The following is a 25,341-nucleotide window of genomic DNA, read 5'->3' on the forward strand; positions in this document are numbered from 1 at the left end:
CATGCCCTCGATTGCAATCACCGAAGGGTTCACGCCTTGGACGTTCTGGTTCTGGCTCGCGGCGGTTGCGCACCTCGCGCTCCAGCTTGTCCTCGCATTTCGTGTGATCATGCAGCGGCGCCCGACGGGCGAATCGCTGGCGTGGATCATGGTCATCTTTACGTTTCCCGTGATCGGCCCCCTGCTCTACCTGACGATTGGCGAATTGCGCCTAGGCCGGCGACGGGCGCGGCGCTTCATCGAGCTTTATCCGCCGATTCGCAAGTGGCTGGCCGAGCTGCCGCAGCGGAGCCTAGTCGATTGGTCGCGGCTTGATCCAGAATTCGAATCGCTTTCACAGTTGGGCGAGGCGCTGATCGGCGTCCCTTCTTTGCGCGGCAACCACGTCGAGCTTATCGACGATTGGCAAAAAGTCTTTGCCCGATTGCTGCAAGACATCGAGACGGCAGAACGGACATGCCACCTTGAGTTCTATATCTGGTGTGAAGGGGGCGAGGCCGACAAGGTGGTCGACGCCCTCGTGCGGGCCGCCGGCCGAGGCGTGGTTTGCCGCGTGCTGGTGGACGCGATGGGAAGTCGCGCCTTTCTCCGCGGTGAACTGGTGGAACGACTGCGCGACGCCGGCGTGACGGTCCAAGCGGCGCTGCCGGGCGGACTGCTGCGCGCGCCGTTCGTCAGGTTCGATCTGCGTCTCCATCGGAAAATCGTCGTTATCGACGGTCGCGTCGCCTACACCGGCAGTCTCAATCTGGTCGATCCCCGCTATTTCAAGAAGGACGCCGGCGTGGGTGAATGGGTCGACGCGATGGTCCGGATTGAGGGCCCCGCGGTCGAGGCGCTCGGCATCACGTTCCTTTCCGATTGGTTCGTCGAAACCAACTCCGACCTCGCCGAACTGCAGGCGACGGGCGACGCCAATCCGCAGCCGAGCCGCGGCGACAGCACCGTTCAGGTAATGCCCTCCGGTCCAGCGTTGGCGACCGATGCGGTCGAGCAGGTCCTGATCACCGCCATTTACTCAGCCCGCACGGAGCTCGTCCTGACCACGCCGTACTTCGTGCCGAGCGAGCCCCTCAGCCTTGCGTTGATCGCCGCGGCGAGACGAGGCGTAAAGGTGATTTTGGTGATCCCCGCGCGGGTCGATTCGAAGCTGGTTCGCTTCGCGAGCGGCGCCTTCAAGGGGGACATGTTGCGTGCGGGCGTCCGCATCATGCTCTTCCACGACGGCCTGCTGCACACCAAGAGCATCACTGTCGACGGTTCACATTCGCTGTTCGGGTCGGTCAACCTCGATCCGCGCAGCATGCGGCTCAACTTTGAGATTTTAGTGGCGTTGTACGACCCTGAATTCACCAAGCGGTTGCGCGAACTCCAGCAACGATACATCGACCGGTCGCATGCGCTCGACTTCGCCCGATATCAGCGCCGGCCCCGATTGCGCCGGATGGCTGAGAATTTTGCTCGCCTGCTCAGTCCCTTGCTCTAGGCCGCCGACTTGGCGGGGCCGACGGCTGGCGCTATTGGAGACCGATTCTCCCGGCGCGGGCACAAAAACTGCACGGATGTCCGCCCCGGCGACGATTCCGCCGATAGACGCCGCACCGCGAACGCCGAAAGCCCCCCACGCCATGCCCACCCGCCGCCAGGCGTTGGTCGCCGGACTGACGCTCTTCCCTACTAGTGGTCTCTGGCGGTACGCACTGGGGGCGCACCAGCCACAACCTGCGGAGGGCCAAGTGCGGCTTCCCGGCGGCCGGAGGATCGGCTACGCGGAATACGGCGACCGGAGCGGTCCGCTGGTCTTTTACTTCCACGGGACCCCTGGGTCGCGGGTTGAAGCTGGGCTGATCGCCGAGGAAGCGACGGCCGCAGGGATACGGTTGGTGGCACTGGAGCGGCCGGGAATCGGCCTCTCGGATTACCAAGCAGGCCGGCAGATTTTGAACTGGCCTGCGGATGTGGCCAGCGCCGCCCAGGCGCTGGGATATGGCGGAACATCTTTCGGAATCGTCGGGCTGTCGGGCGGGGCCCCCTACGCTCTCGCCTGCGTCCGCTGCATGCCCGAGCGACTGACGCACGTCGCGGTCGTCTCAGGTCACACGCCGCTTTGCCCGAGCGGAGCGCCGGCGGGGGAGCAAGATAAGCTCATCGCGTGGGTCGGCCGGCGGCCGCGGCTGGCGACGCTGGCATTTCGCGTGGCGGGCAACCAACTCCGAAAGCATCCCAAGTTCGTGCTCCACAAAGTGGCAGCGAGCTGGGCGGAATCCGATCGACAGCTGATCCTGTGCAACGCCGAGTACTATGCGGCTTTCAACCAGACATTACTGGAAGCAACTCGCTGCGGACCGGCGGGGATCGTCGCCGACGTCACGCTCCTGGGTAGCGACTGGGGCTTTCGGCTGCGCGCGCTGCCGCCCGCTGCGGTCTCGTTCTGGCAGGGTGGCTGCGATCCGATCGCTCCGCCGGCGATGGGACACTACTTTCAGCAAAACGTCGCCGGGAGCGAACTGACGATTGACCCCCGCGCTGGGCACTTGACGATGCTCAAGTGGCATGCAGCGACGATCCTGGGAAGGTTTGCCATACGGTAGCCTCAGGGCATCGACCGGCTGGAGCGGACTTCGCGCCGAGTCGCAGTGTTTGGCGAGGCGATCTCCAGTGGTCCCTCCGGCTACAGGCCTGGGGCTAAAGGAAAGAGTCGTCAGCGCGGCGCAATTGTCGATACTGGCGCGATGCCCGCCGTTCGGGGCGTGATGCCTTCGACGCGAACGAGCAGGACGGGCTCCGTCACGATTTCCTGGGTCACTCGTCCAAGCGCGCCCCGGCGAGTTTGCGTTCGTTTCGTGATCATGCCTGAGAGGACGCGCGTCTCGCCGAAGGCCAGATCCAATGCCGTGGCGAAGCTGATTTTTGATGGCACGTTTGGCCGGTTTCGCTCAGAGCTGGCGCTATCGTCGGCAGTCGTTCGCTCGACGAAGAGTTGCAGATGGACTTGGTTCGCTCCCAGCGAATCGGGGCGCAGCTGTACTTCCAAAGAAGTGTCAACATCGCCGCCGCTGCGGGAAGTCGCTGCCTGTCCGGTGACTGCCATTAACTCCGGCGTCTCAAGTGACTTGGCGATCCCCTTTTCGCGGAGCAATTGAATTTCTCGCGAGGTCCAGCCGCTGCCGCCTGCCGCATCGACGTTTGATCGGGCTTCCTGATTCTTCGCTCTTAAGCTCTGAGCTGCGGTGACGTCGATTTCCAATAGCTCTAGTCGCACAATCATTTGCTGCGGCGTCTGCGTCTCGATAATCAGTTGGTCGATCTGCCGTTGCAGTTGCTCGCGCTGATCGAGCAGTTGCCGCAAAGTTTGCAGTTTTGCCGGCGTTGCTGGATCGACTATTCCGACGGTCGCCAGACCAGACGGGGGCTGCGGTTCCTGGGCAGCGACCGGCGCAGACATGCACAATGCCGCGGCAATACGCAAACAACGTCGCACCATAGAACCTCCGGCAAGGCGTCGAAGCGCATGACGCTACTAGAGACGAGGGAGCCGGCGTGATAGTACGCTAGGCGCGAGCGGCCGCTCAAGATCAATGGATGCGAGTGCTCTCGGGGTTGCTAGTGGCGGGGCGCGTCGCCGTCGCCATTTCCGTCGCCGGCGTCGCTGATCGCCTTGAGCGCCAGCGAAATGACCAGCCCGATCAAACAGACGAGCCACGCCACCCCCACGGCGATATGGAGCCGCTGAAACGCGCCAGCGGCCGGTTGGTCGCCCATGGACGCTAGCAGCCCCGACACCCAGTAGAGGAGCGACTGCAGCATCGGCAGTCCCAGGGTGAGTCCGAGCAGAGATTTGAGGGCTGTCCGAATCGTCATTGCTCAGTTCATCGCTTTCACTCAGCTTACCCGCGCTGCGGTCGAAGGCGACCGTGTCCGCCGCCCGCACGACCGGTGGAACCGTTGCCAGCCGAACAGTCTTCCGCCCCAGCCGGAGAGTGTCAAGGCGACTCGCGCCGGGCGTCGGGGAGCGAAGTTTGACCCAATGACGGCACTGGTCAGAATGGAGGCATGCATCCACGTCAGCCAGTTCGCAGGTCGCTTTCTTCGCTCGCGCTCTTCATCGGCGCCGGGCTGTGGTGCGGGGCCCTGGCCGATCGGGCGGCGGCTCAGGTGCTACAGCTCAAAGATGGCCGGGTGATCAGAGGGGTCGTTGCCCGCACGTCGGGCGTCGCGGAGAATCCCGCGAAGCCGAGCGGGCAATCGGGCGAGATTGCCACCAAGCCGATCCTGATCGTTGACGACGAGTTGCGCCGGATCTTCATCTCGGCGCAGCGGGTCAATAACATCATCGAACAGGCCCCCGAACAACTCGTCGTCATCAAGCCGTGGCAACATCCGGCTGAAGGGGCGGCCCGGCTCGTCGCCGTGGGTCCCGCGATCAACATTACGCCGTTCGATGAATTCGGTCGTCGCATTTACGAAATGCAGTCGGTCGACGGACCGCTTTCGGTGGTCCAAGGCATCACCGAGCTGACGCCCCGCTATACGAAGCTCGCATCGCTGCATGGGCCCCAGCGCGCGGTCGCCTGGGAAGCGAGTCTCGCCACCTCCTCGCTCCCTTCGGAAGTGATTGCCAAGGTGATGACCAAGGCGATCCCGCAAGATGATTGGCAAGCTCGGATCCAGGCGGTGCGGTGGTATCAACAAGCAGGCCGCTATCCCGAGGCCCGGCGGGAGTTGGAACGAATTATCGAAGAATTTCCGGACCAAGAGGGTTTGAAGGCCCAGGTCGGCGAATTGCGACAGAAGGGGGCCGGGCAACTGCTGAAGGAGCTTGAGTTGCGGCAGCGAGCGGGACAACACCAGCTTGTCGGCGCCCTGCTGGAGTCGTTTCCCGCGGAAGAGGTCGCCGGCGAAACGCTCATCAAAGTTCGCGAGATGATCACGAGCTACGAACAAGAGAATCGCCGCATCAAACAGATCGGCGAATCGCTGCAAGCGACCGTCGCCGAAATGAAGGATCCAGATCAGCGAGGATTTGCCGCGCCGTTGGCCGATGAAGTCGTCAAGGAGCTAAGCCATAACACAGTCGATCGACTCGCGCCGTTCGTGCAACTGCTCGACGACAAGTCGCTTTCGGCCGAGGAAAAGGCGTCGCTCGCCATCACGGGTTGGCTGCTGGGCGCTGAGGAGGCGAAGCAGGAAATCCAATTGACGCTGGCCCTTATCAAGATCCGCGACGCCGTCCTACGCTACCTGCGCGAACCAGCGGCGGCCGATCGACAGGTGATCCTCGAATCGATCCAAAGCATGGAGGGCGCCTCCGTCGAGCAGGTCGCCAAGATGATCGCCCGCATGAAGCCGCCGTGGCATGACCCGGCATACATCAAGCCCGCAGGAGCGTCTCTCACGCTCACCGCGCCGGGGCAGACCGAAGACGGAGACTTCACTTATCACGTGCAGCTTCCTCCGGAGTACGATCCGTACCGCCCCTACCCGACCATCATCGCGCTGAACGGCTCGTACAACTCCCCGGAGCAGGAACTCGATTTTTGGGCGGGCGCTCCGGTCGCAGTAAACGGCAGCGAGGAGGAAGTCCGCCGAGGTCAAGCGATGCGACACGGTTACATCACCGTGGCCGTCGACTGGCAGAAACCGCACCAATATGACTACGAGTACTCAGGGCGCGAACATTTGGCAGTGCTGACGTCGCTCCGAGATGCGATGCGGCGCTTTAGCGTCGACGCCGACCGGATCTACCTGACTGGTCACGACATCGGCGGCGAAGCAGCATGGGACATGGCACAAGCGCACCCTGACATTTGGGCGGGGGCCATGCCGTTCATCCCGCGGCCAGAGGAAGAGCAGAAGTACATCGCCCACACTTGGGAGAACGCCCAATACGTTCCTCTCTATTTCGTGGCCGGCGAACTCGACGGCCGCACTGTTTCGCAGAATGCACAGGTGTGGAATAAGTACCTGCGGCTAGGCCGGTTCGACACGACGCTGGCCGAGTTCAAGGGCCGCGGACACGAGCCGTTCCACGACGAGATCTTACAGCTCTTCGATTGGATGAGCTTCAAAAAGCGATCTGGACCGCCGCAGGAGTTCGACTGCGGCGCGCTGCGTCCCTGGGACAACTTCTTTTGGTGGGTGGAAGTCGGCGAGTTTCCCAATCAATTTATGATTTACCCAACCGACTGGTCCGGCGGCCGTGTGACCCCCGCGCACGTGGAAGGTCGGGTGATGCCCGACAATCGACTGACCGCGAAGACCGTCGGCAAACGTACGACCATCTGGCTCGGGCCCGACTTTGTCGATTTCGCGAAGCCCATCAAGCTGACCTTCAACAACCGAAAAGTGCCCGACCCGCCTGACGGGATCAAGCCAAATCTCGGCGTCCTGTTGGAAGACGTCCGCACGCGCGCCGACCGACAACGGCCCTTCTGGGCGAAGATCGAGTTGCCTTGAACCTCTCGGCCTCGGTGCAGTGACGTCATCCTGAGCGCAACGAGGTGTCTGGAATCTCGTTTGTTTCACCACATTCTTCGCTGCGCACAGGATGGCGATCCAGTTGAGACGACCGCCGCCGTGGCGCCTAACGTACGCGCGAAGCTTCGCGCACCGGCGCTTCTTCCAGTTTCGCCTGCGCCTCTTGCTTCGTCAGGGTTGCCCCGACGACGAACCACCCGTCGTCCAAGGAGCGGACGACAATGCCGGCAGGACTGAAGTAGCGGCGAACCATTTCGAACGGCGGCAGTTGGCGGCCATCAATTTTCTGCTTGCGCAGCACGCCCTCCTCTTCATCCTCGGGCGTGGTGAGGAGCCGATTCAGGAGTCGACCGAGAAGCGTTTCCGACTCGGGCATTTTGCCCTGGCGGAGCAGTTCGTACGTCGGACGATAGGCTTCGTCGGTACGGCGGAAGCAGCGGGCGGCCACCGGGCCCGGCAGCAATTGATTGAGGGTCACCTCAACTTCGCGAAAATCCGCGGCGTCAGCGAGTTGATCTCCCTTCGCCTTGGCAGCGAGCATCTTTTCCAGGAACGTGAGGTGCGAAGCGACCAGCAGGTGGCCATCGGTGACGCAGACCGCCGAATTCGACATCGCGGTTGGCTTCATTCCCTGGCCGCCTTCGACTTCTGTTTCAGCCGGTTCGAGATCAATCTCCAACTCTGGAATCTCCTCCTGTGCGGGCTTGATCTCCCACACAATTTTGCCTTGAAACTCTTTTTGCTCGGCGTTCGGGTCAGCCTTCATGTACTTCTCGACGGTCGCGGCCACGGCCGCTTCGTCCTTTAGTTCAATCATGAACATGAACCGTTCGCTCTTGGTCGTAATCGGCAATTCATAATCGGTGAAGAGCGAGACGCGCTGACCAAGGTGGGCGACAAACTCCTTCTGCACTTCGATCTGCGGCCCGTAGGGATCCGTTTCCAGGCCGCTCATCGCGTCTTTGAACGCGTTCTCATAACCGGCGATCGCGTCGAACAGCGTGCCGACGTACTTGTAGGCGTTTTGCAAGTCCATGTTGAAGGTGCGGTAGCTAGCCAGCGACCGCGGAATCCATGGCTCGGGAGGCATCTTCACGACGTTCGGGAATTGCATAATCCGCATCGCCAGTTTGTACTTCGTCGGATCTTGCGTCACGGCAGGGGCGTAGACCGACGTGCGGTGCAGCACCTCGAACGAACCATAGGCCGCAAGATTGACGAATCCGCCCATGCCCTGGATGGCGTCGAAGCCCTGGTTCGCCAGAATGCTGACGTAATCCTTGCCGCGCTTCGCGAGTTCCTCGCCGGAGATCAGCGAACGGCTGGCGCGGGCGTAGCCGAACGGCTCGACGTACCAGCGAACTTCGGGGACGAGATCGTCGGCCTCGGCGGCGCAGCGACCCATCGTGGTCGTATACGGTTTGACGTCGGCTAGGCGGTTGCCGGGTGCGCCGCCAAACCGGGCGATCATTTCCTCGGCTTCGGCCCGGCTGTCGGTGGCGCAGAGCATGTCTTGATTGATGAAAAACGCCGCTTCGCGGACGATGTCTTTCTCATGCTGCGGCGGAATGGCATAAACGGCTAGGTTCACGCCGGCGGATGTCACGTCGGAGCGCTTCGCATTGCGGCGCTTCATTTCCTGATCAATTTTTCCCAGCAGCGTTTGGGCAGCGGGGACATTTCCCGTCACGTCGACGGTGATCGCGACGGCGGCCCGCGTCGACTCCTTCTCGACCAATCCGATGCCGACTTCACCGGTCGCGACGTCGCGCAGGTCCTCGATCGTCATGGCTAGCTTCGTACGCGTGTCCGATAGCTTGCGCTCAATCTGTCGCTTCAGATCGCTGACGAAAGGTTGCATCGCCTCGTCTTTGACGAGGCGCCCCATTTGCGTCTTGTTCCAATTCGCCTGAAGCAACTTCATATCAGCAATCGACGCGAACCCTCTTGTCGACGATGACATGATCGTGTCGCTGGGAACGGCAGCAACAAGGCCCGTCTGGAAAAAACAGGTGAGGGTCAGTGCCAGCACGCCGGCAATCGAATGAAGTTTCGCCAAGGTCTCGTTCCTGCATCAGGGCCGCGCGTAAAACGGCCGGGGGAAAATCGGTGAACCGTGCGCCGGGACAATAGCTGGTCTCGGGCCGCAAAACAATGGATATCTTGCCACGTTCAGCGGCGCCAAGGGCAGGAGACCGATGTGGATTCGCACCAACAGGGCCACACGGCAGGGAAAATAGGTGAAATGCAGTGGATAGGCAACGCCAAAACGGACGAGCTCCGCTCGGCGCGTTGCCGCTCATAACCGCATTTCGCATGCCGATAGCGCCGCCGAGGCTGCAGTAACGCCGAGCGTTCGGCGAATGAAGCGACGGCCGCGGCAAAATTTCAGCTGACGATGTCGCGCCGGCGACTTAAGTAGTCCCAGACGACGTAGCGATCGAGATCACGTCCCGCGGTGAAGAAAACGCGGCCCTGAGTCGACTCGGCCAAGCGATAAGCGAACCGCACATCCTCTTCAGTTTGCGACCAGCTTGGCATGAGGAACATGTTGATGGTGATTCCCTCCCGCCTGCAAAGCTGACCCTCGCGCAGCGTCGCTTCTTCAGTCCGCGGATCCGGCGGATAAAGCAGATAGAGCATTTGCTGCTCAAAATGAGCGGTCGGCAATCCGTCGGTGATCAGAATGATCTGCCGATTGGGCGTCTCCTGCGTCGCCAGCAGGCGTCGCGCGGTGGAGAGGGCGTGCTGAATGTTGGTGAAGTGGGGCGGCACCTGATGCTCGCTGACGTCGTCGCGGCTCATGTCGGCCCGCATGCGGACGATCGGATCGTAGACCGTCACTGGTTTCGGCATCAGTTCGATCAGCTTTCCGCGCGGAACCAATTTGGCGAAACTATACATCTCGATGAACTGCAGGTAGTCGCCCGGATACTCGCTGCGGATCAGCCCCTCCAGCGCCAGCGCCATCCGCTTTACGTTGATGTACTGTCCGTCGTAGCGCATCGAGCCGCTCATGTCCATCAGGACGCAGGTGGCGCACTTCGGCGAATTGCGGGTTCGATGGATTTCGATGTCCTCCTGCCCTAGCCGCACAGGCGTGCCGGGCCCATTGCGGAGGAGGGCGTTGACGAATGACGACGTGACGTCCATGTTCGCTACGGAGTCGCCGAATTCGTACGGCTTCGTCGTCTGGAGTTCAACGGCTCCTTCGCCGACAATGTTCGCCTGATGTCGCCCGGTTCGCGAGGGCGCCAATTCGCTAAACAGCCGCTCCAGTAGCTTCGCCTGAAAGATGCGATATGCCTTCGGAGTGAGCTGAAAGCTCCCGCCGCGCTGCTCGAGCCCCTGCTGCTCCGCCATTTCTCGCAGGTAGTCCTGTATCTGCTGCTGCAGGGCGCTGAGTTGGTCGATGTCTCCGGGCTCGGTGAATTCGGCGAGAGCGTCCATATCGATGAGCCCGATTTGCGCGGTCTCGCGCGCCTCTTCGAGCTGCTTGATCAGGTCGTCGATCTTTTCAAGTTCTTCCTTGAACTGCAGCGCCTCTGGCACCGTGAGCGACTCGCGTCCGGTGAACTCGTATTTCGCAGCGAGCTGTTCGACAAGATACTTGTCTCCGAGCGTTTCGATTAATGACACCAACCCGCGCGCGAACGCCGACTGGTCGTTTCCCGTGGCGTACCAAAGCCGTTCGAGGTCGCGGATCTGCTCGCCCTTCACCGCGGAATGAAAGCGATCTCGCAAATTCTTCGGCGGCGTCATTTGCTGCGCCTGCTGCGCGACGGCGCGATCAGCCGACTTGCGGACTTTGCGCATTTCGAAGCGTTCCAGAATTTTGCGTTTGCGCTCTTTAAGTATCGCGATCAGCGCGTCGATGCTCGGTCCGAGCCCCGAGATCTGGCTCGGATCGATTCGCACCGCACGGGCCAGTTCTTCGGGCGTCAGCTCACGCCGTTGGCCATACATGAGCATGTGCTCGAACGCCGCCGAAGCCATATCTGGCGGCGGCTGCGTGGGGCTGGGGAATCGCTTCGGGTCGTACTGCTGGTAGGCGTGGATAACGCCGCCGAGCGTGTGGCGATTGGCCATGAAGGAGCCTGCTGGGCGAATGGGGCGAACCGGAGCCGACGCGAGCTCCGGTAAATGATACGCGCCGGGCAGGGGGAGTGAAGTTAGGCGAATAAGCGACCTCGAGCCTATTGCAGCTTCAGCTTATAGCTCGCTATTTCCTCAGCGTTACGAACGTACAGTCGGTCGCCAACGATGGCGGGATGGTTCCAGGTTTTGCCTTCCAGCACCGGAAATCGTGCTACTTCCTTCAACTCTGCGGGATTAGCTTCGACCAGAATGGCTTCGCCTTGCTCCGAGAGCACCAAAAGCACTCCCTGATCGGCCAAGAGTAAAACCTGCCCCGCGCCATAACGGCCCTTTTTCCAATGCCGTTTGCCAGTCTTCACGTCGATGGAGGCGAAGATATTGCCGTCGAAGCCGTAGACGGCGTCGCCGTAACGGACGTAATCGTTGAAGTAAGGCTTCAAATCGCGGGACTGCCACTTGGGGTCAACCTTCCATTCCTGGCCCTCGCCGCCCGGCTGCAACTCAAGCAGCATCGTCCCGCCGGCTTCCGTGAAGGCGATCATGACTTCGTTGGGGCCAATCAAGTTCGGCTGCGTCGCGGGCATGCCAGTTCTGACCTGGCCAGCCGGGAAGCCCCAGATCTTTTTGCCAGTCGCCGGATCGGCCGCCGTGAACTCCTTGTCGCTGAGGTAGACAACCTGTTGCACCCCGCCAAAGGTCGCCAACTGCGGCGATGAATAGCTGTGGCCCCCGCTGGCGAGATTCCAGGCAGGCTGGCCGTCTTGAGAGTCGTAGGCCAGGAGACTTCGATCATCTGGTCCGCCGGCGAAAACGATGACCCGCCCGTCGACGACCAGCGGCGAACTGGTGAAGCCCCATTCGGGGATCTTGGCCCCGGAATCGTCAGCGATGTTTCGGCTCCAAACGAGTTTGCCGTCAGCCGCCTCGAAGCAGTTCAGGACGCCAGTAGCGCCGAGCGTATAAAGCTGGCCCTCGGCGAAGGTTGGCGTCGCTCTTGGTCCATCGCCCCCCAGTTCTTCGGAGAACCGGGTTTTGTCTTCGTGAGACCAAATCTCGTCGCCCGTGTTCGCATCCAGCGCGACCACGGCCTCCATGTCGCCCCGCTGTTCTTGCGTGAAGAGATAGTCGCCGACAACCGTTATTGAAGACCAACCAGGACCGATATGGTGGCGCCATAGCTCTTTAGGCGGCGATCGATCCCAGTCAGCGTCCAGTTTCACGCCATTCAAGACGGCATCACGGCGCGGACCGCGGTAGTCGGTCCAATCATTCTCAGCAGCCACCAGCGGTTTCACCTCCGCAGCCTTGGCAGGTTGCGCGTTGTCGGCCCCGCCCTGCTTCGCCGCTTCGCGAGCCGCCAGGAATTCCTCTTCGCCAGAAGGCGTCCAGCGCCAATGAATCTCGGGTAATGCTCCTCCGCTCATTCCGCTGGTGCGCAGCAGCGCGAGTGGCGCCCACATCAACAGTGCGATGGCAATCAATCCGCGTCGCCGGGAGGCGGGCGAGGCGTTCCGCGTGAGGAACATCCAAATCGTGGCCGCGGTGATGCTAGCCGCCAGGATGAACATGATCAGCGAAACGATGGGCTTGGTTTCGAGTTCAGGGCTGCGAAGCGCCAGCGCCGCCGCAAGTCCGACAGCCGCGACGACCGGCATCAAGAACTTTTCGCCCCACGAGACGCCGCGATTGAATAGCCACCATGCCGCGAAGGTCGCGAGCAGCGCCAACGTCGCCTCCAGCCGATAGAGAAACGTCTGGAAGATCGCCAAGTTGAACGAATTGATCGCGAGGAAGCCGCCCCAGTACAGGACGAGCAGCGTCACCGGAGCGGCAAATCTCATCCGCCGCGTTGCCGACGCGTCGGCGTTCTGGTTCGCCACGCCGACTGTATCGCGTTCACTCTTGGTCGTCATCATTCACTCCCGTCCGTATGAATCACCACGTCCGCTCCAATATAACGTTGGCCTCTCGCTCGCTGATATAGCCGGCCTCGGCCGCATGCGTTGCAAGCCTGCCAGGCGACCGGCACAATAGCAGCGATGAAGCACATTCAGCGCGAAAGTTTGATTCACGACCCGATCCACGGCTACATCCCGTTCATCTCCGTGGCTGAGCCGGGCGAAACGGCGGAGCGAAAGCTTCTCGATCACCCATGGTTGCAGCGCCTGCGGCAAATTCACCAATTGCAGACCGCCTGGTGGGTCTACCCCTCGGCTGAGCACACGCGCTTTCAACACGTGGTCGGCACGATGCACATGGCGAGTCGTGCCGTCGAGACGCTCTATCCGAGTCTGACCGAGGTCTGCCCCGACGTCCCCAGCCGGGGATTTGTTGAATGCACGATGCGGCTGGCGGCGCTGCTGCACGACGTGGGGCACGGGCCGTTCGGTCATTTTTTCGATGCACACTTCTTGAGCGCATTTCGTCAGGCCGACGGGTCGCGACTCACGCACGAAACGCTCGGCGCCCACATCATTGTCAACGAGTTGGGGGAAATGCTACGCGGAATTCGCCGCTGCCCCAACACCGAACTGCTCGAACATGAGCGCATTGATCCGCGCCAAATTGCGTGGCTCATCACCCGCCCTACGGAGCAAGACGGCGGCGATCAGCCGCGATGGCTGGGGCTGCTGCGAAGCTTGTTCTGCGGACTTTACACGGTCGACAACATGGACTTTGTGCTGCGCGACGCCTTCATGTCTGGCTACAGCATGCGGGCGTACGACCTCGATCGGTTGCTGCGCTACAGCTTCTTCAGCGAACGAGGCCTGACGATCCACCACCGGGGCCTGAATGCCCTGCTGCGCTTCATGCAGATCAAAAGCGAATTGTTCCGGGCGGTTTATTTTCATCGCACCGTGCGGGCGATCGACAAAACGCTGGAAGGGCTATTTCGCGACAGCAAGGGATTGCTGTTTCCCGGCAACCCGCTGGAACACCTGAACGACTACCGGACGTTCACCGAATGGTCGCTGCTGGTCGACGTCGCCCATTGGCACAAGAGCGATAACGTCGCCAAGCGCGCCCTTGGCGAACGTTGGCAGCGATTGCTCGCCCGGCAGGTAGACTGGGAGACGGCGTACGAACGCAACTTACTCTTCGGCGAGCGCGATGCCGAACAAGCGAGCATCTTCAACGACCCGAAAATGGTGGAGCTCGCGATCCGCACTAAATTGCCGACCGAGATCGCGGACATCGAGATGCAGATTGATCTACCGCGACATATTTATCGTCCCCACGAAGGGAAGGCTACTGCCGGACAGAACTTCCTCTACACAACTGGCGGAATGACGCGGCGACTCGACGATGATCAGCTCTTTCGGCAACTTCCTGTCGCTCACCGGATGTGTCGCGTTTACCTCCGCAAGGACGCCCCGCACAAGCAAGTCCAAGCGATCGCCGCCGCCCTCGACCAGCTCGTCGGCAGCGGCGGGGAGGATGACCTCACCAATATGTAAGTCAGATCAGCCCGTAGGCTTCAGGCTCCAAGAACAGGGCACTGCGGCCCAGGTATCGGCCGGGTCCGATCGCCACTAAAATGGCGTATTGTCCCCCAGACATTAGCTCCCGCCTTCAAATTCTTCTGTCGCCTGCAGCCTCTGCCCACATGTCGCACGATCGCTACGAAAACCCGCTCGAAACCCGCTACGCCTCCGCAGAAATGAGCGAGTTGTGGAGCGCCCAGCGCAAGCACAGCACCTGGCGGCAGTTGTGGGTCTGGCTTGCCGAAGCTCAAGCGGAGATGGGCCTGCCAGTGTCGCAGGCTCAGATCGAGGAGCTACGGGCCCATATTCATACGATCGACTTCGCCGCCGCCGACAAGTACGAGCGCGAGTTGCGGCACGACGTCATGGCCCACATCCATGCCTACGGAGATCAATGCCCGTCGGCGCGTCCGATCATTCACCTTGGCGCCACGAGTCAGTACGTCAACTGCAACGCCGAACTGATGTTGATTCGCGAGTCGCTGGAGCTCGTGGCCCGCCGCCTGGCGGCGACGATCGACGCATTGGCGACGTTCGCACAGACGTACCGCGATCTGCCGACGCTTGGGTTTACCCACTTGCAACCCGCTCAGCCGGTCACCGTCGGCAAGCGGGCGGCGTTGTGGTGCTACGACCTGACGCTCGACCTTGCCGATGTCGAGCACCGGCTCGCGCAGCTCAAGGCACGCAGCACGAAGGGCACAACCGGCACGCAAGCGAGCTTTCTCCACCTGTTCGACGGCGATCATGCCAAAGTCCGCGAACTTGAACGCCGCGTCGCCGCGAAGATGGGGTTCGATTCCACCTACGCGGTCACGGGGCAGACTTACCCGCGGAAGATCGACGCCCAGGTCGTCGACGTCCTCGCCGGGGTCGCCGCCTCGGCGCACAAGGCGGCGACCGACCTGCGAATTCTGGCCCATCGCAAGGAACTCGAAGAGCCGTTCGAAAAGCAGCAGATTGGTAGTTCGGCGATGGCGTACAAGCGGAACCCGATGCGCAGTGAGCGCATCTGCGGCCTCGCCCGCTTTGTGCTCAGCCTGCAATCCAATCCCGGCGACACGCTCGCAACCCAATGGATGGAGCGAACGCTCGACGACAGCTCGAACCGCCGACTCGTGCTGCCGCAGGCATTCCTGGGCGTCGACGCCGTCCTTCTCCTCTACCGCAACGTCGCCGAGGGGCTGGTGGTATATCCCGAGGTGATCGCGAGGAATCTCCGCGAGGAGTTACCGTTCATGGCGACCGAAAACATCCTGATGGCTGCCGTGCAGGCGGGGGGCGATCGGCAAGACCTCCACGAGCGGATCCGCGTTCACAGTCAGGCGGCTGCCGCGGAAGTGAAGCAGCATGGACGGCCGAACGATCTATTGGCTCGGCTCGCCGCCGATCAAGCGTTCGCGGCGGTCGATCTGGCCGAGGTGGTCGATGCCGCGAAGCTGACCGGCCGCAGCGCGGAGCAGGTGGACGAGTTCTTGGCGGAAGTCGTGGCGCCGATTCGAGATCATTACGCCGACGCGACTGCGACCGAGCCCGAAGTTCGCGTCTAGCGGAGCGTTGAGAGACTGCGGGCCTACACCAAATCCAGCGGGCTCGCCCGCCGGTGGCGCTTCGTGCTGCACTGCTGGCAGACGCCGCTGACAATGAGTCGATGACCCGTCACGCGGAAGCGATGTTCCCGTCCCACGGCGTCGCGGAGCCGCTGCAACTCGTCGCTCTGGAACTCGATGAGCGTGTCGCACATCGTGCAGTGGAGATGATCGTGCTGGGGATAGCCGTAGTCGTGCTCGTAGACGGCACGGCCGCCCAAGGCCATCCGGCGGAGCAGCCCCGCCTCAACCAGTTCATTGAGCGTACGGTAAACGGTCGGCCGGCTGACTTTCTCGCCCAACTCGGTACGCGATAAATTAGCGATCAACTCGTCGGCGTCGAAATGGTCGTGCCGTTCGAAAACATGATCGATCAGTGCGCGTCGCTGTTGCGTGATCCGCTTGCCGCGGCTTTGGAGGTACTCCGAGAATCGCTCCTGAGGCGAGCTGGAAACCTGCACGGCGCCCAAGGTAAAATCAGCTTCCATGAAGAGCTTCGACCAGACCTTTCAGTCTCAGGAAGCCACGTGTTTGGCAGCTATTGAGACACGACCGCAGAATCAACCGCCGCAAAATTGCGGCAAAAGTGGGCCCATTGCGAGTGCGCGACAGGCTTATTGATTCTACGCGATGGGTCCGTCAGTCTCAAGACGGCGTTTTAACGCCCCGCTTTGATGGGGTTTAAGCGGTCCCCGCACGTCGCGCCGGCTGGCTCGATATTGACATCGGAGCCCCGCAACTCGCGGCGTGCACCTAACGCCTACGCCAACTCGTCGAGCATTGCATCGAAGGCCATCGCCATCTTGTCCGGCGTGTCATACGACCCGTCGGCAATTTGGGCACGGACCCGTGCAACTAGATCAGCCCGGAACTCGCCGCCGTCGATGGCGTTCATCGCCGCTTCGGCGGCGGCCGAAAATTCGACGCTGTCGGTTGGCTGGGAACCAGTGGCCGGAGCCGTTGGGCGGTTCCAATGCGGACCTTGCAGCGATTGGGGTCCGTGAAGTTGCGAAGCACCGTAAACCTGCATTTGTGTTGTCCTCGCTCGGCGAGCGTCTTGGGGTCGACCGGCAGGCAGCCGGCGGCGTTCGATTAGGCGGCGTTAGCGATTCGCATGAAAGCTCGAACCAGCCTGCCTGAGCGATGCCTGAAAAGTCATTGTGTACGAGATTGGTCTGTCGGCTCAACACCAGCCTGGCAAGGCGACAAGTTTTTCCGAGCCGGTTGAGCCTTAGTACCCAGTTCATCGACGACCGCGGTGCTAGCAGTCGACCGAAATCGTCTGATGTCGGATCAATGCGTAAGCAACTCCTGTACCGCCTACGACCGCGACGACGGGCTATGACAGTGACTCCGGCCCGAGAAGTTGAACGGACCCTATTTCCCGCAGGATTGGCGAGCTAGCAGGCGGGTCGGAGACCGCACCGAAGGATTGTGACGGCTATGGCGGGTGGGAGTTTTTACAAGACGGAGACTGCTGGCGATAGGCGACTCAGGTCAACGTCGCCTATCGCCCATCCGCGAAACTCACGCATCGGTCGCAAGCCGCACCTTGGCAAGCTCGGCCAGTTCGGCCACCCGCGCGCGCGCGTGATCTTTCATCTCAACCGAAGGCTCTGCGGAATCGAGCGGCCCGCCAATCTCGACGGCAACCTTCAAGCGGCGGCGACTCCCCACGCGCTTCATATGGGTCATGAATGGCTCTTTGAAGAAGTAGGCGTCCGAGTGTCCGTACGCCACGCCGATCGGAATAATCTCCGCGTCTGACCGGTGCGCGGCGTTGAACGCCCCCGGCTTGAACTCATGAACGGCGTCGCCGGGAAAGGAGGTTCCTTCAGGGAACATCAGCACGCCTTCGCCGGCTTCCAGCGCCGCTGCAATTTGCCGAAGCACTGCGGCCCCGCTCCGGCGCGACGTTCGATCGACGAACAGCGTTCCAATTCGGCTCGCGCCAGAGCCCAATAGCGGCCAGTTCGCGAGGTCATGGCGGCTGATCGCATGAGCGGCGATCACCGAGAGCAAGACGGGGATATCGACTCCCGATTGATGATTCGAGATAAAAATGCGACCGACGCCCCGGGCGTCACGCCCGGGATAGAGTTCGCCCTGGTCAGCGTGAGGGCCGCGGGCCACGACCTGGATACCGAACACACAAAGCATCGTCTTCGCCCAGCGCGACACCCACTTATTAATGACGTCAATTCGCGGCGTGCGGCGGCGCACGAGAAAATCGATCTCCATACCGCCCCAGAACAGGACCGTTCCCACGACGAACGTGAACAAGCGCATCCAAAGCCGGCAAGCGGTCCAGCAGCGACTTAGCACGCGCGGCCCCCTTCGCATCGCAGCGTTGGAGCGTCAGAAGTCCGAATCAGGCATTTGGCAAAGTTCTGCGGGGGCATGGGCCGCAGGCTACCACACCCTTCTTCGCCCCGCCACCGGTGGAGAGGGACTGCGCAAACGGTCGCCGCTATTCGTGCCGTAGCGCCTCAATGGGATCGAGTTGCGCCGCTCGGATCGCGGGATAGACGCCAAACGTAACGCCGACGATCACGCTGATCGCGAACGCCAGCGGGATCGACCAGGAAACCATCATCGGCTCGACGGTTCGCACAATTTCAGGCAGCGTCGACATCTGCTCGGGAAACCAGTCGAGCAACCGGCCGCGAATGAGAATCGAAATTGGCCGGCACAGCAAGCCCCCCACAATGCCCAGCAACCCGCCAACGACGGAAAGCACCACCGCCTCGGCCAGAAACTGCTGCGTAATGTCCCGCCGCTTGGCCCCCAGCGCCCGGCGGATGCCGATTTCGCGGGTTCGCTCGGTAACCGTCGCCAGCATGATGTTCATAATGCCAATCCCGCCGACGACCAGAGAAACGGCGGCGATCAACCCGAGGAACAGCATGAACATCAGCCGCGTCGTCTGGGCCTGCTGCAATAGTTCCAACGGCACCGTGACGCCATAATCTGCCAGCGTATGATTGCGCGCGATCGTGTCGCGCACCACGTCTACCGTCGGCAACACCAGGTCGCGATCCTTCACCTGAATCGTGATCTGACTTAATTCTTTGAGATCCCGCTGGAACTGGCCCGGCTTCATGACCACCTCCATGTCGCCCATGCGAGTTTCCATGGTGGTAATCGGGATGTAGACGTCGCGCGAAAAGTCCTCCGCCGCGACCGAACCGCCGATGCCAGCCGACGGGGCCCGCGACTTCATCACGCCAATGACGACGAAAAAGTGTTCGTCGACCATAATCTTCTGCCCAATCGGATCGCCAAACGGGAAGAGTCGATCGGCCGTCTCCGCCGCCAGCACGCAGTAGTTGCTCTGATTGATCAGATCGCCGTCCGACAGGAAGCGTCCCATTTTCGGCTCAAGTCGCGCCACCTCGGCGTAATCGGGCGTGCAACCGACGCATCGCCCCTCAAACTTGCGAGTTCCGTTGCGAAACTCGCGCGAGACTTCGCGGATTGGAATCGCTTTATCAATCGTCGGCACGGTGGCGAGTAGGCGAATGTAGTCGTCTCGAGTCAGCCCGTAACCCGCGTCCTGCACCTCGTCGGCCGACGGCTTGATCGTGCGGACGATAATGTTGCGGGCGCCAAGTCCCGCGATTTGCTCCTCGGCAGCGCGACCGATCCCCTCGCCGATCGACAGCAGCCAAATCACGCCGGCCACGCCGATGAAGATGCCGAGCACGGTCAACGCCGACCGCAACGGGTGCAACAGCAGGCTCTTTATCGAGAGCTTCAGCGTTCGCCACCAACGAGCCATGGGTTAACGACGCTCGTCGGTTAGGATGTGGCCGTCGCGGAGTACGATCGTTCGCGACGTCCGCTCGGCGACTTCATTTTCATGCGTTACGAGAATGATCGTTCGCCCCTCGGCATTCAGCGTGGCGAGCAGGTCGAGAATCTCCGCTGTCATCACGGAGTCGAGGTTTCCGGTCGGCTCGTCTGCCAGCATGAACCTGGGATCGTTCACCAGACTTCGGGCGATCGCCACGCGTTGCTGCTGCCCGCCCGACAGTTGCGATGGCCGATGATCAAGTCGATTGCCAAGCCCCACTAGCTTCGCTAATTCGACGCAGCGATCGCGCGTCTCGCCATCCAACCGACCGCCGTAGTAGAGCGGCATCTCGATGTTCTCGACGACGGTCAGCGCGGGCAACAGGTTATAAGATTGAAACACGAAGCCGATGCGCTTCGCTCGCGTCTCCGACAACTGGTCGTCGTTCATCTTCGCGACGTCTTCGCCGCCCAGGAGAAAGCTGCCGGAGGTGGGGCGATCGAGGCACCCGAGCAAATTCAGCAGCGTACTCTTGCCCGAGCCTGAGGGCCCCATGATTGAGATGTAATCCCCCTCCGGAACGTCGAACGAGACGCCGCGCAGCGCGTGCACCGTTTCGCCTGAGAGGACGTAGTCCTTACGAAGCTCGCGAATCGAGGCGGCAAGAGTGGCGACGGCTGTCACGGCTGCTCTGCCTCTACCCTGCTGTAGGTTCAGTTGCCGCGGCATCGCCCGCCGGCTTCGCGGCGTCGTCCTGTTCAGGCTCGGATTTGGCGGCGATCGCCGTCTCATCGGTCGCTGGCTTGGCATCTGGCATTTTCGGCGTCAGTTGAACGACTTGCTGCTTGTTCTCCGGCGCGAGCTCGGGCAGCTTCACCTGCTCCAAATACGCCCGCGGGTTCATTGCCACTCGATCGCCTTCGGCCAGCCCCTGTTCAATGACGAAGAACTTGTCGTTGGTGGGACCCACCTTAATGGGCCGCGCTTCCCATGCCCCGTCATTAAAGACGAACGCGTAAAAGTCCTTGCCGTGCGCGTAGATTGCCTGCACCGGCGCTTGAATGGCGTTGGGGATTTCCTCACAGCGAATCGTCACCGACGCCGTCATGCCCGATCGTAATTCGGGAGCCGGATCATCGATCGTCACGAGCGCCTTGTATTCCTTGACGTTCGCCTTGCGCCAGCCGCCCGGCTCGGCGTATTGGTTGATGTTCTGGACGCTTCCTCGTAAGGCTCGGCCGCCTGTGCCGATCGGGGCGATCGTCGCCGGCATTCCCTGACGAATGTACTGGATGAGCGACTCGTTGACGTTGAGCGCCACGCGCATCTTCGTGGGATCTGGCAGCCGGATGACCGCCTGTCGTTCGCGAATGACGGCCCCCTCCTTCACGACGAACTCGTCGCCCCCCCAGTTCTGGCGATTGTGGGCATATGTAACTGTGCCGTCCTTCGGCGCCGTGAGGGTGCACTTGGCGATCTGGTCGTCCATTTCCTTGAGCTTCTCTTCTTCAAGCTCGAGGCTGTTCTTGTCAGACTCCCACTTGGCCTTCGCGATGACGATATCGCTCTCAAGCGTCTTGAGCATCTTCGCCTTCGTGTAATTGTCCAACACATTCAGCTTCGTCTTGGCCGCATCAAGCTCCTTCCGCGACTTCTCGACCGCGAACTTGTCAGCCTCCAACTGCAACTGGTTGATGTAGCCCTTGGCGGCGAGTCGCTTGCTGAATTCGTGATACTCTTCAGCCCGGCTCAGATTCTCCTCGGCGACGAAGACTTCGCTCTCGATCGTTTGTCGCTCTTGGACGTACGTCCCTTCGAGGTACTCCTCCTTGGCGATGAGGGCCGTCTCGTAGACGTTGCGGGATTGTACCACCAGCGCCGCCGCGGTATTCACCAGAATCTGTTCGGCGGTTCGCTCTTCGCGCAGGGCCGACGAGTCGAGTTCAACGAGGAAGTCCCCCTTCTTGACGGCGGTTCCTTCGGGCACGATCCGCAGAATGCTGAGCCCTGGCGTGTTCTTGGCTTTGACTTCGGAAATCACCTCGGTGACGCCTGCCGACTCTACCTCGCCGCGCTCCGTGACGGTCAGCGCGAAATCATCGCGTTCCACATTGTGGAGCACGATGTTGAAGTCTTTGGGACGCCGATCGCCGCCCGCCCAGTAGGACCACCCCGCCACTCCCGCCGCGACGACTAACGCCAGGACGACCCACAGCGTGTAACCACTACGCGAGGCCAAGCCCCTGGGTCGGTGGGCGCTTGCGCGAGTTTTGGCGGCTGATGAGTGCTTCATATCTCGTTGAGCGACTGTTCTGATTCGATCGATGCGCAGCTGCACGCCGCGCCGGAGAGCCAGTCGACGTGGTCCGCAGAGACCGGCCCCATCGACTAGCGTTTATTATACGAGGCCGGCTGAACGGCGTCATCGCGAACCTGCTTTCCAGCCGCCCCCGCAGATGAAACCCCGCCGCGCTCTGCTTGGGCCTTGCGTGCGTCGGCAGACGTATCAAAACCCGGCATTTCGGCTAGTGCCATCGCAATGCGACCATCGCTGGCCGAAATTCGGTCATGCGACATCCGTTCTCCAGCCGCCGGATCGGGCTCTTTGTAGGCTGCCGCGGGGTTCCGCAATGGCGCCGGCAATTCGCCTGGCGGCAACGGACTGTCCGGCGGCCCATCCTCGCCGGGCAGGAGTGAATCGGGAAAAACGAGCGGCAACGGCTCGATCGGCTCGGCCTTTGGCTTGGTATCTACGGGCTTGGCCAACGTCGGAATAATATCCGATGCGCTGCAGAGTTGAGCCCGAATCGCTTCGGCCCCGGCAATGTACGCAGTTAGGGGGGCCTCGTGCTCGCGGCGGACGCCCGCCGCATCGAGCTCTAGAATCCCCAGGTCGAAGTCGAGCGCCTGCCGCTGCACTTCGTAGTTGACCCAGACGCTGAGAAAGTCGTTCTGCACATTGAGCAAGTCGGAGAGCGACTGCACAAGGTCGCGCGCCGTGGTGTCGCCGAATTGCGCCTCGACTCCGACTTGCGGCGGTTGCGAAAGTCGCAATTGGGTCAAGTCGACCTGCGAAATGGCCACCAGCACCGCGGCGCGGCGGAGTTCGAAGTTGATTTCGTTGAGCCGCGTCTGCCGCAGGTTAAGCCGCAGACTCTGCGAAACGCGGTCGCGGTACTGGTAGTAGCTGCGGCGAGCCTGCTGATACTCGATCAGCGACTGACGGTAGATGTTGCGCTCGGCCAACCGCGTCATCGGCGGATCCCACTGCAGGCCGACGCGCAGCCGGCCGGTCGTATCGCGAATGCGGAATGGGTTGTCGCCGACATTGCCGATGTCGCCGCTGAAGAGGAAGTTAAGATCGCTCAACAAGGCGTTGGCGTTGAAATAGATCAACCGCCACGAGTCGACCAACGCCGCTCGCGCATTCTGCCAGTCGCGGCGATAAGCGCTGGCGATCAGCAGCGCCTCCTCATCGGTCAATTCGACCGGAGCGAATGCAATCGCGTCGAGCCGAGCAGCGGCTTGCACCAGCGAAAGCTCGAGCAGACGGCCCGAGAGATCCGACATCGAATCAATCACGGCCGGCAGCAGCTTGGCCGCGTCAGCTTCACCGGTCTGTTCCAGCTTATCGAGGCGATCCCACACGTCCGCGAGGTTTTTCTTCAGCATCTCGTATTCTTCGCGCCGCTTGGCGACCCGGCGATCGAGTTCTTCGACGCTGAATAGTCGCGGATCGATCTGTGCCTGCTGAACCTCTTCGCGGCCGGCAAGATCTTTCAAGTACTGGCGCCGCATCGGTAGAGCGGCCTCGACGGCCCGCAAATCCGCTTCAACGGCGTCGACCCGCTCGTTCGCGAGCGGTTCAAGCGCGGTGCATTCGTCCAACCAGCGTTCGAACTGCCTGGCGAATTCCGGCGACTGGATTTCCAGCGGATTGGCCTCTTCCTGAGTTCGTTGGCGCAACTCCCGCAGCGCCACCAAGGCGTCGGTAACGCGCTCCTCCACTAACTCCAATTGCGGGTCGAGCAGATTGAACCGTTCAAGCATTGGGTCCTGAATCCGCACCTCCAACTCCGGCGGCAAGCCCAGCGTGATCTTGTAATTGTCGAGCGTCGTCTGGTAACCGGCTTCCGCCGTCAAGAGTTGGCTTTGCGCGTTGTAGAGGGCCTGTCGGGCGAGATCTACCTGAAACAAGTCGATCCGTCCGGCGTCGTACGACGCTTGCAGCTGCTCGTAACTGTCTCGCAGCGAGCCTACGTTTGACCGTTGGTTGCGAATGGTCTGCTGAGTTTGCAGGAGGCCAATAAACCCGCCGGCGCCCGCGGCGCCCGCGCCGCCGGTAAATCCGCCGCCGACGCCCTGATTGAAGTTGAATCCGCCAAAGCCGCCGCCAAAGCCAAAGTTGCCGACGGCGCCGAAGCCGCCGCCGCCGACGCCCGCGAAGCCGTCCAGACCGCTGCCGCCGAAGAACCCGCCGCGACGCGACGGGCCGCCGCCGGCATCGCGCCCCGTGGCAATGTTCAGGTAGAAGCCGCCGCGATAGCGTTCCATTTGCCGGACGTTGGCCAGCAGCGTTCGTTCAGAAATCGTGAGCCGTTCCAACACGCGGGTCCGGCCGCCAAAGCGCAGCAGCGGCTGTACCAACGAGAAGTCCATCAACGTCGTGCTGGTGTAATCGTTGGGTCCGGCAAACTGCCAAACAAGCGAGTTAGCGACGCCCGTGACAAGTTCGCCGCCGGTTGCCGTTAAGCGTCGGGCCTCAAGCTGATTGTCGGGCCGTAGCGGCGAGACGACGAACGTCGTCGCCGAGTTTCCCGTGCCGGTCGCGTCGCGACCTTGCGAAGTGAGAAAGATCGACGAACCGCCAAAAAACTGCGTGTCGAATCGGAAACGCTCGAAGCTGACGTCGAGTGCGGAGAGATAGAGGTCTTCGAGTTGCGATTGATATTCCGGCGAATCGCGCAGCGCCACTTCGACGGCGTTGCGGAGGTCGAGGAGCACTCGGCCCGATCCGTCGCGCGGCAAGTACTCCTGCCAGTTCGGATTGTCGACGTAAGCCGTCTTCGGCAGACATTTCCAACACTTGGAGCCCTTTTTGCAGTCCACGCACTCCATGTAACGATGCGACGCCGGATCGTCGGGCGGCATCGGCTCGACATCGGGGTTGTTCGGATCGTACATGCGCGAGCGAGGATCGACGTCGATCCTCAGTTCATACGGATCCGCGCCGATGACCGCCGCCTTCTGGTCGGTGAGGCAGTAGGCGTCCGCGTCGGCTTGTTTGCGGTAAAACGGCCGGCTGCAGCCGTTGGCCAGCAGTAAGGAGAAAGCAAGCAGGCAACGAATGATGTTGTTCATGCCGCGGCCCCCCGTGGCTCGGCGGCGGCGGCGCGCTCCACGATGCCGCGGAGCACTTGTTCGCCCGCGACGGTCACCCGCCAAAGCTGCCGGCGGCGATCGCTAGTGTCCGAGGCGCGTTCCAGGAGTCCGACGCTTCGCAGCCGTTCAACTGCTCCACTCACCTGCGCGGCTGACACCGCCAAGCGCGCTGCTAGGCCGGACTGGTCAATCGAGATGCCTCCGTCCGTCGCGAAACGTGCAGCGCCCGCCAACAACCACATGAGTCGGAACTCAGGCTCGTTGATCTCGACGCCGCTGAGCCAAGTCGCAAGTTGGCGCGCCGCTAGCTTACCGTGAACTACCAATTGGCAGACGGCGTCGATGCGTTCGGCAACGGCGCAGTCGCTTGCAGCCAACGGCGCGGGGCCGGAATCGGCGAGATTGCCGCGAAACGACATGCAGAATGCTCCACCGCCGCGAGCGAAGAGTGACAAGAGGCGAGACTAGCTCGGCGCTGCGTCCGTCCGCGCGGAGCAAGCCCGCGATGGCGACG

General features: G+C 61.8%; 18 protein-coding genes. 5 read left to right on the plus strand and 13 right to left on the minus strand.

Annotated elements, in window-relative coordinates; all coding sequences use genetic code 11:
• The first annotated feature begins 1 nt into the window (after position 1).
• Entirely contained in the window at positions 2 to 1,486 is a 1,485-nt protein-coding gene (gene cls / locus I41_RS20790) for a cardiolipin synthase (protein WP_145434835.1), read from the plus strand.
• 142 nt (positions 1,487 to 1,628) lie between these two features.
• The gene (locus I41_RS20795) at positions 1,629 to 2,591 is read left to right on the plus strand and encodes an alpha/beta fold hydrolase (protein ID WP_145434836.1); all 963 of its coding nucleotides are present in this window, start codon (positions 1,629 to 1,631) and stop codon (positions 2,589 to 2,591) included.
• A 110-nt stretch (positions 2,592 to 2,701) separates the two neighbouring features.
• Here I41_RS20795 and I41_RS20800 read toward each other — a convergent pair whose 3' ends face one another.
• Complete coding sequence (locus I41_RS20800; protein ID WP_145434837.1) at positions 2,702 to 3,445, minus strand: type II and III secretion system protein; 744 nt, start codon at positions 3,443 to 3,445, stop codon at positions 2,702 to 2,704.
• Between the two features lie 158 nt (positions 3,446 to 3,603).
• Positions 3,604 to 3,861 (minus strand): hypothetical protein, encoded by a 258-nt coding sequence (locus I41_RS20805; protein WP_145434838.1) that lies wholly within the window; start codon positions 3,859 to 3,861, stop codon positions 3,604 to 3,606.
• Between the two features lie 192 nt (positions 3,862 to 4,053).
• Here I41_RS20805 and I41_RS20810 point away from each other — a divergent pair, with 192 nt between their 5' ends.
• Positions 4,054 to 6,456, plus strand: a complete 2,403-nt coding sequence (locus I41_RS20810) for a peptidase (protein WP_145434839.1) — start codon at positions 4,054 to 4,056, stop codon at positions 6,454 to 6,456.
• Positions 6,457 to 6,583: 127 nt separating this feature from the next.
• Here the strand turns inward: I41_RS20810 and I41_RS20815 are convergent, their stop codons facing one another.
• The 3 genes from I41_RS20815 to I41_RS20825 all read right to left on the minus strand — a co-directional run bounded on the left by I41_RS20815 (position 6,584) and on the right by I41_RS20825 (position 12,488).
• Complete coding sequence (locus I41_RS20815) at positions 6,584 to 8,536, minus strand: hypothetical protein (RefSeq protein WP_145434840.1); 1,953 nt, start codon at positions 8,534 to 8,536, stop codon at positions 6,584 to 6,586.
• 329 nt (positions 8,537 to 8,865) lie between these two features.
• Complete coding sequence (locus tag I41_RS20820) at positions 8,866 to 10,566, minus strand: vWA domain-containing protein (protein WP_145434841.1); 1,701 nt, start codon at positions 10,564 to 10,566, stop codon at positions 8,866 to 8,868.
• 107 nt (positions 10,567 to 10,673) lie between these two features.
• On the minus strand, positions 10,674 to 12,488 hold the full coding sequence (locus I41_RS20825) for a PQQ-binding-like beta-propeller repeat protein (protein WP_168207061.1): 1,815 nt from the start codon (positions 12,486 to 12,488) through the stop codon (positions 10,674 to 10,676).
• 126 nt (positions 12,489 to 12,614) lie between these two features.
• Between I41_RS20825 and I41_RS20830 the strand changes: the two genes are divergently transcribed.
• Together I41_RS20830 and purB are read left to right on the plus strand one after the other, a co-directional pair.
• The gene (locus I41_RS20830) at positions 12,615 to 14,033 is read left to right on the plus strand and encodes an HD domain-containing protein (RefSeq protein WP_145434843.1); all 1,419 of its coding nucleotides are present in this window, start codon (positions 12,615 to 12,617) and stop codon (positions 14,031 to 14,033) included.
• Between the two features lie 149 nt (positions 14,034 to 14,182).
• On the plus strand, positions 14,183 to 15,610 hold the full coding sequence (gene purB / locus I41_RS20835; RefSeq protein WP_145434844.1) for an adenylosuccinate lyase: 1,428 nt from the start codon (positions 14,183 to 14,185) through the stop codon (positions 15,608 to 15,610).
• A gap of 23 nt (positions 15,611 to 15,633) precedes the next feature.
• On the opposite strand, the gene I41_RS20840 is transcribed toward purB, so the two are convergent.
• The 8 genes from I41_RS20840 to I41_RS20875 all read right to left on the minus strand — a co-directional run bounded on the left by I41_RS20840 (position 15,634) and on the right by I41_RS20875 (position 25,246).
• Positions 15,634 to 16,137 carry a Fur family transcriptional regulator gene (locus I41_RS20840; protein WP_145434845.1) on the minus strand — a complete coding sequence of 168 codons (504 nt, stop codon included), beginning with the start codon at positions 16,135 to 16,137 and terminating at the stop codon, positions 15,634 to 15,636.
• A 272-nt stretch (positions 16,138 to 16,409) separates the two neighbouring features.
• Positions 16,410 to 16,679 (minus strand): flagellar biosynthesis anti-sigma factor FlgM, encoded by a 270-nt coding sequence (locus I41_RS20845; protein WP_145434846.1) that lies wholly within the window; start codon positions 16,677 to 16,679, stop codon positions 16,410 to 16,412.
• 497 nt (positions 16,680 to 17,176) lie between these two features.
• The gene (locus tag I41_RS20850; protein WP_168207062.1) at positions 17,177 to 17,938 is read right to left on the minus strand and encodes a lysophospholipid acyltransferase family protein; all 762 of its coding nucleotides are present in this window, start codon (positions 17,936 to 17,938) and stop codon (positions 17,177 to 17,179) included.
• 181 nt (positions 17,939 to 18,119) lie between these two features.
• Positions 18,120 to 19,430, minus strand: a complete 1,311-nt coding sequence (locus I41_RS20855; protein ID WP_145434848.1) for an ABC transporter permease — start codon at positions 19,428 to 19,430, stop codon at positions 18,120 to 18,122.
• A gap of 3 nt (positions 19,431 to 19,433) precedes the next feature.
• Positions 19,434 to 20,129, minus strand: coding sequence for an ABC transporter ATP-binding protein (locus tag I41_RS20860; protein WP_246133717.1), 696 nt, complete (start codon positions 20,127 to 20,129; stop codon positions 19,434 to 19,436).
• A 13-nt stretch (positions 20,130 to 20,142) separates the two neighbouring features.
• A complete protein-coding gene (locus I41_RS20865) occupies positions 20,143 to 21,684 on the minus strand; it encodes an efflux RND transporter periplasmic adaptor subunit (protein ID WP_168207063.1) in 1,542 nt (513 codons plus the stop codon).
• A 149-nt stretch (positions 21,685 to 21,833) separates the two neighbouring features.
• Complete coding sequence (locus tag I41_RS20870) at positions 21,834 to 24,806, minus strand: TolC family protein (protein WP_145434851.1); 2,973 nt, start codon at positions 24,804 to 24,806, stop codon at positions 21,834 to 21,836.
• The gene (locus I41_RS20875) at positions 24,803 to 25,246 is read right to left on the minus strand and encodes a MarR family winged helix-turn-helix transcriptional regulator (protein WP_145434852.1); all 444 of its coding nucleotides are present in this window, start codon (positions 25,244 to 25,246) and stop codon (positions 24,803 to 24,805) included. The genes I41_RS20870 and I41_RS20875 overlap by 4 nt, the downstream gene beginning before the upstream one ends.
• Between the last annotated feature and the right edge of the window lie 95 nt (positions 25,247 to 25,341).

The organism is Lacipirellula limnantheis, from assembly GCF_007746075.1.
GTDB lineage: Bacteria > Planctomycetota > Planctomycetia > Pirellulales > Lacipirellulaceae > Lacipirellula > Lacipirellula limnantheis.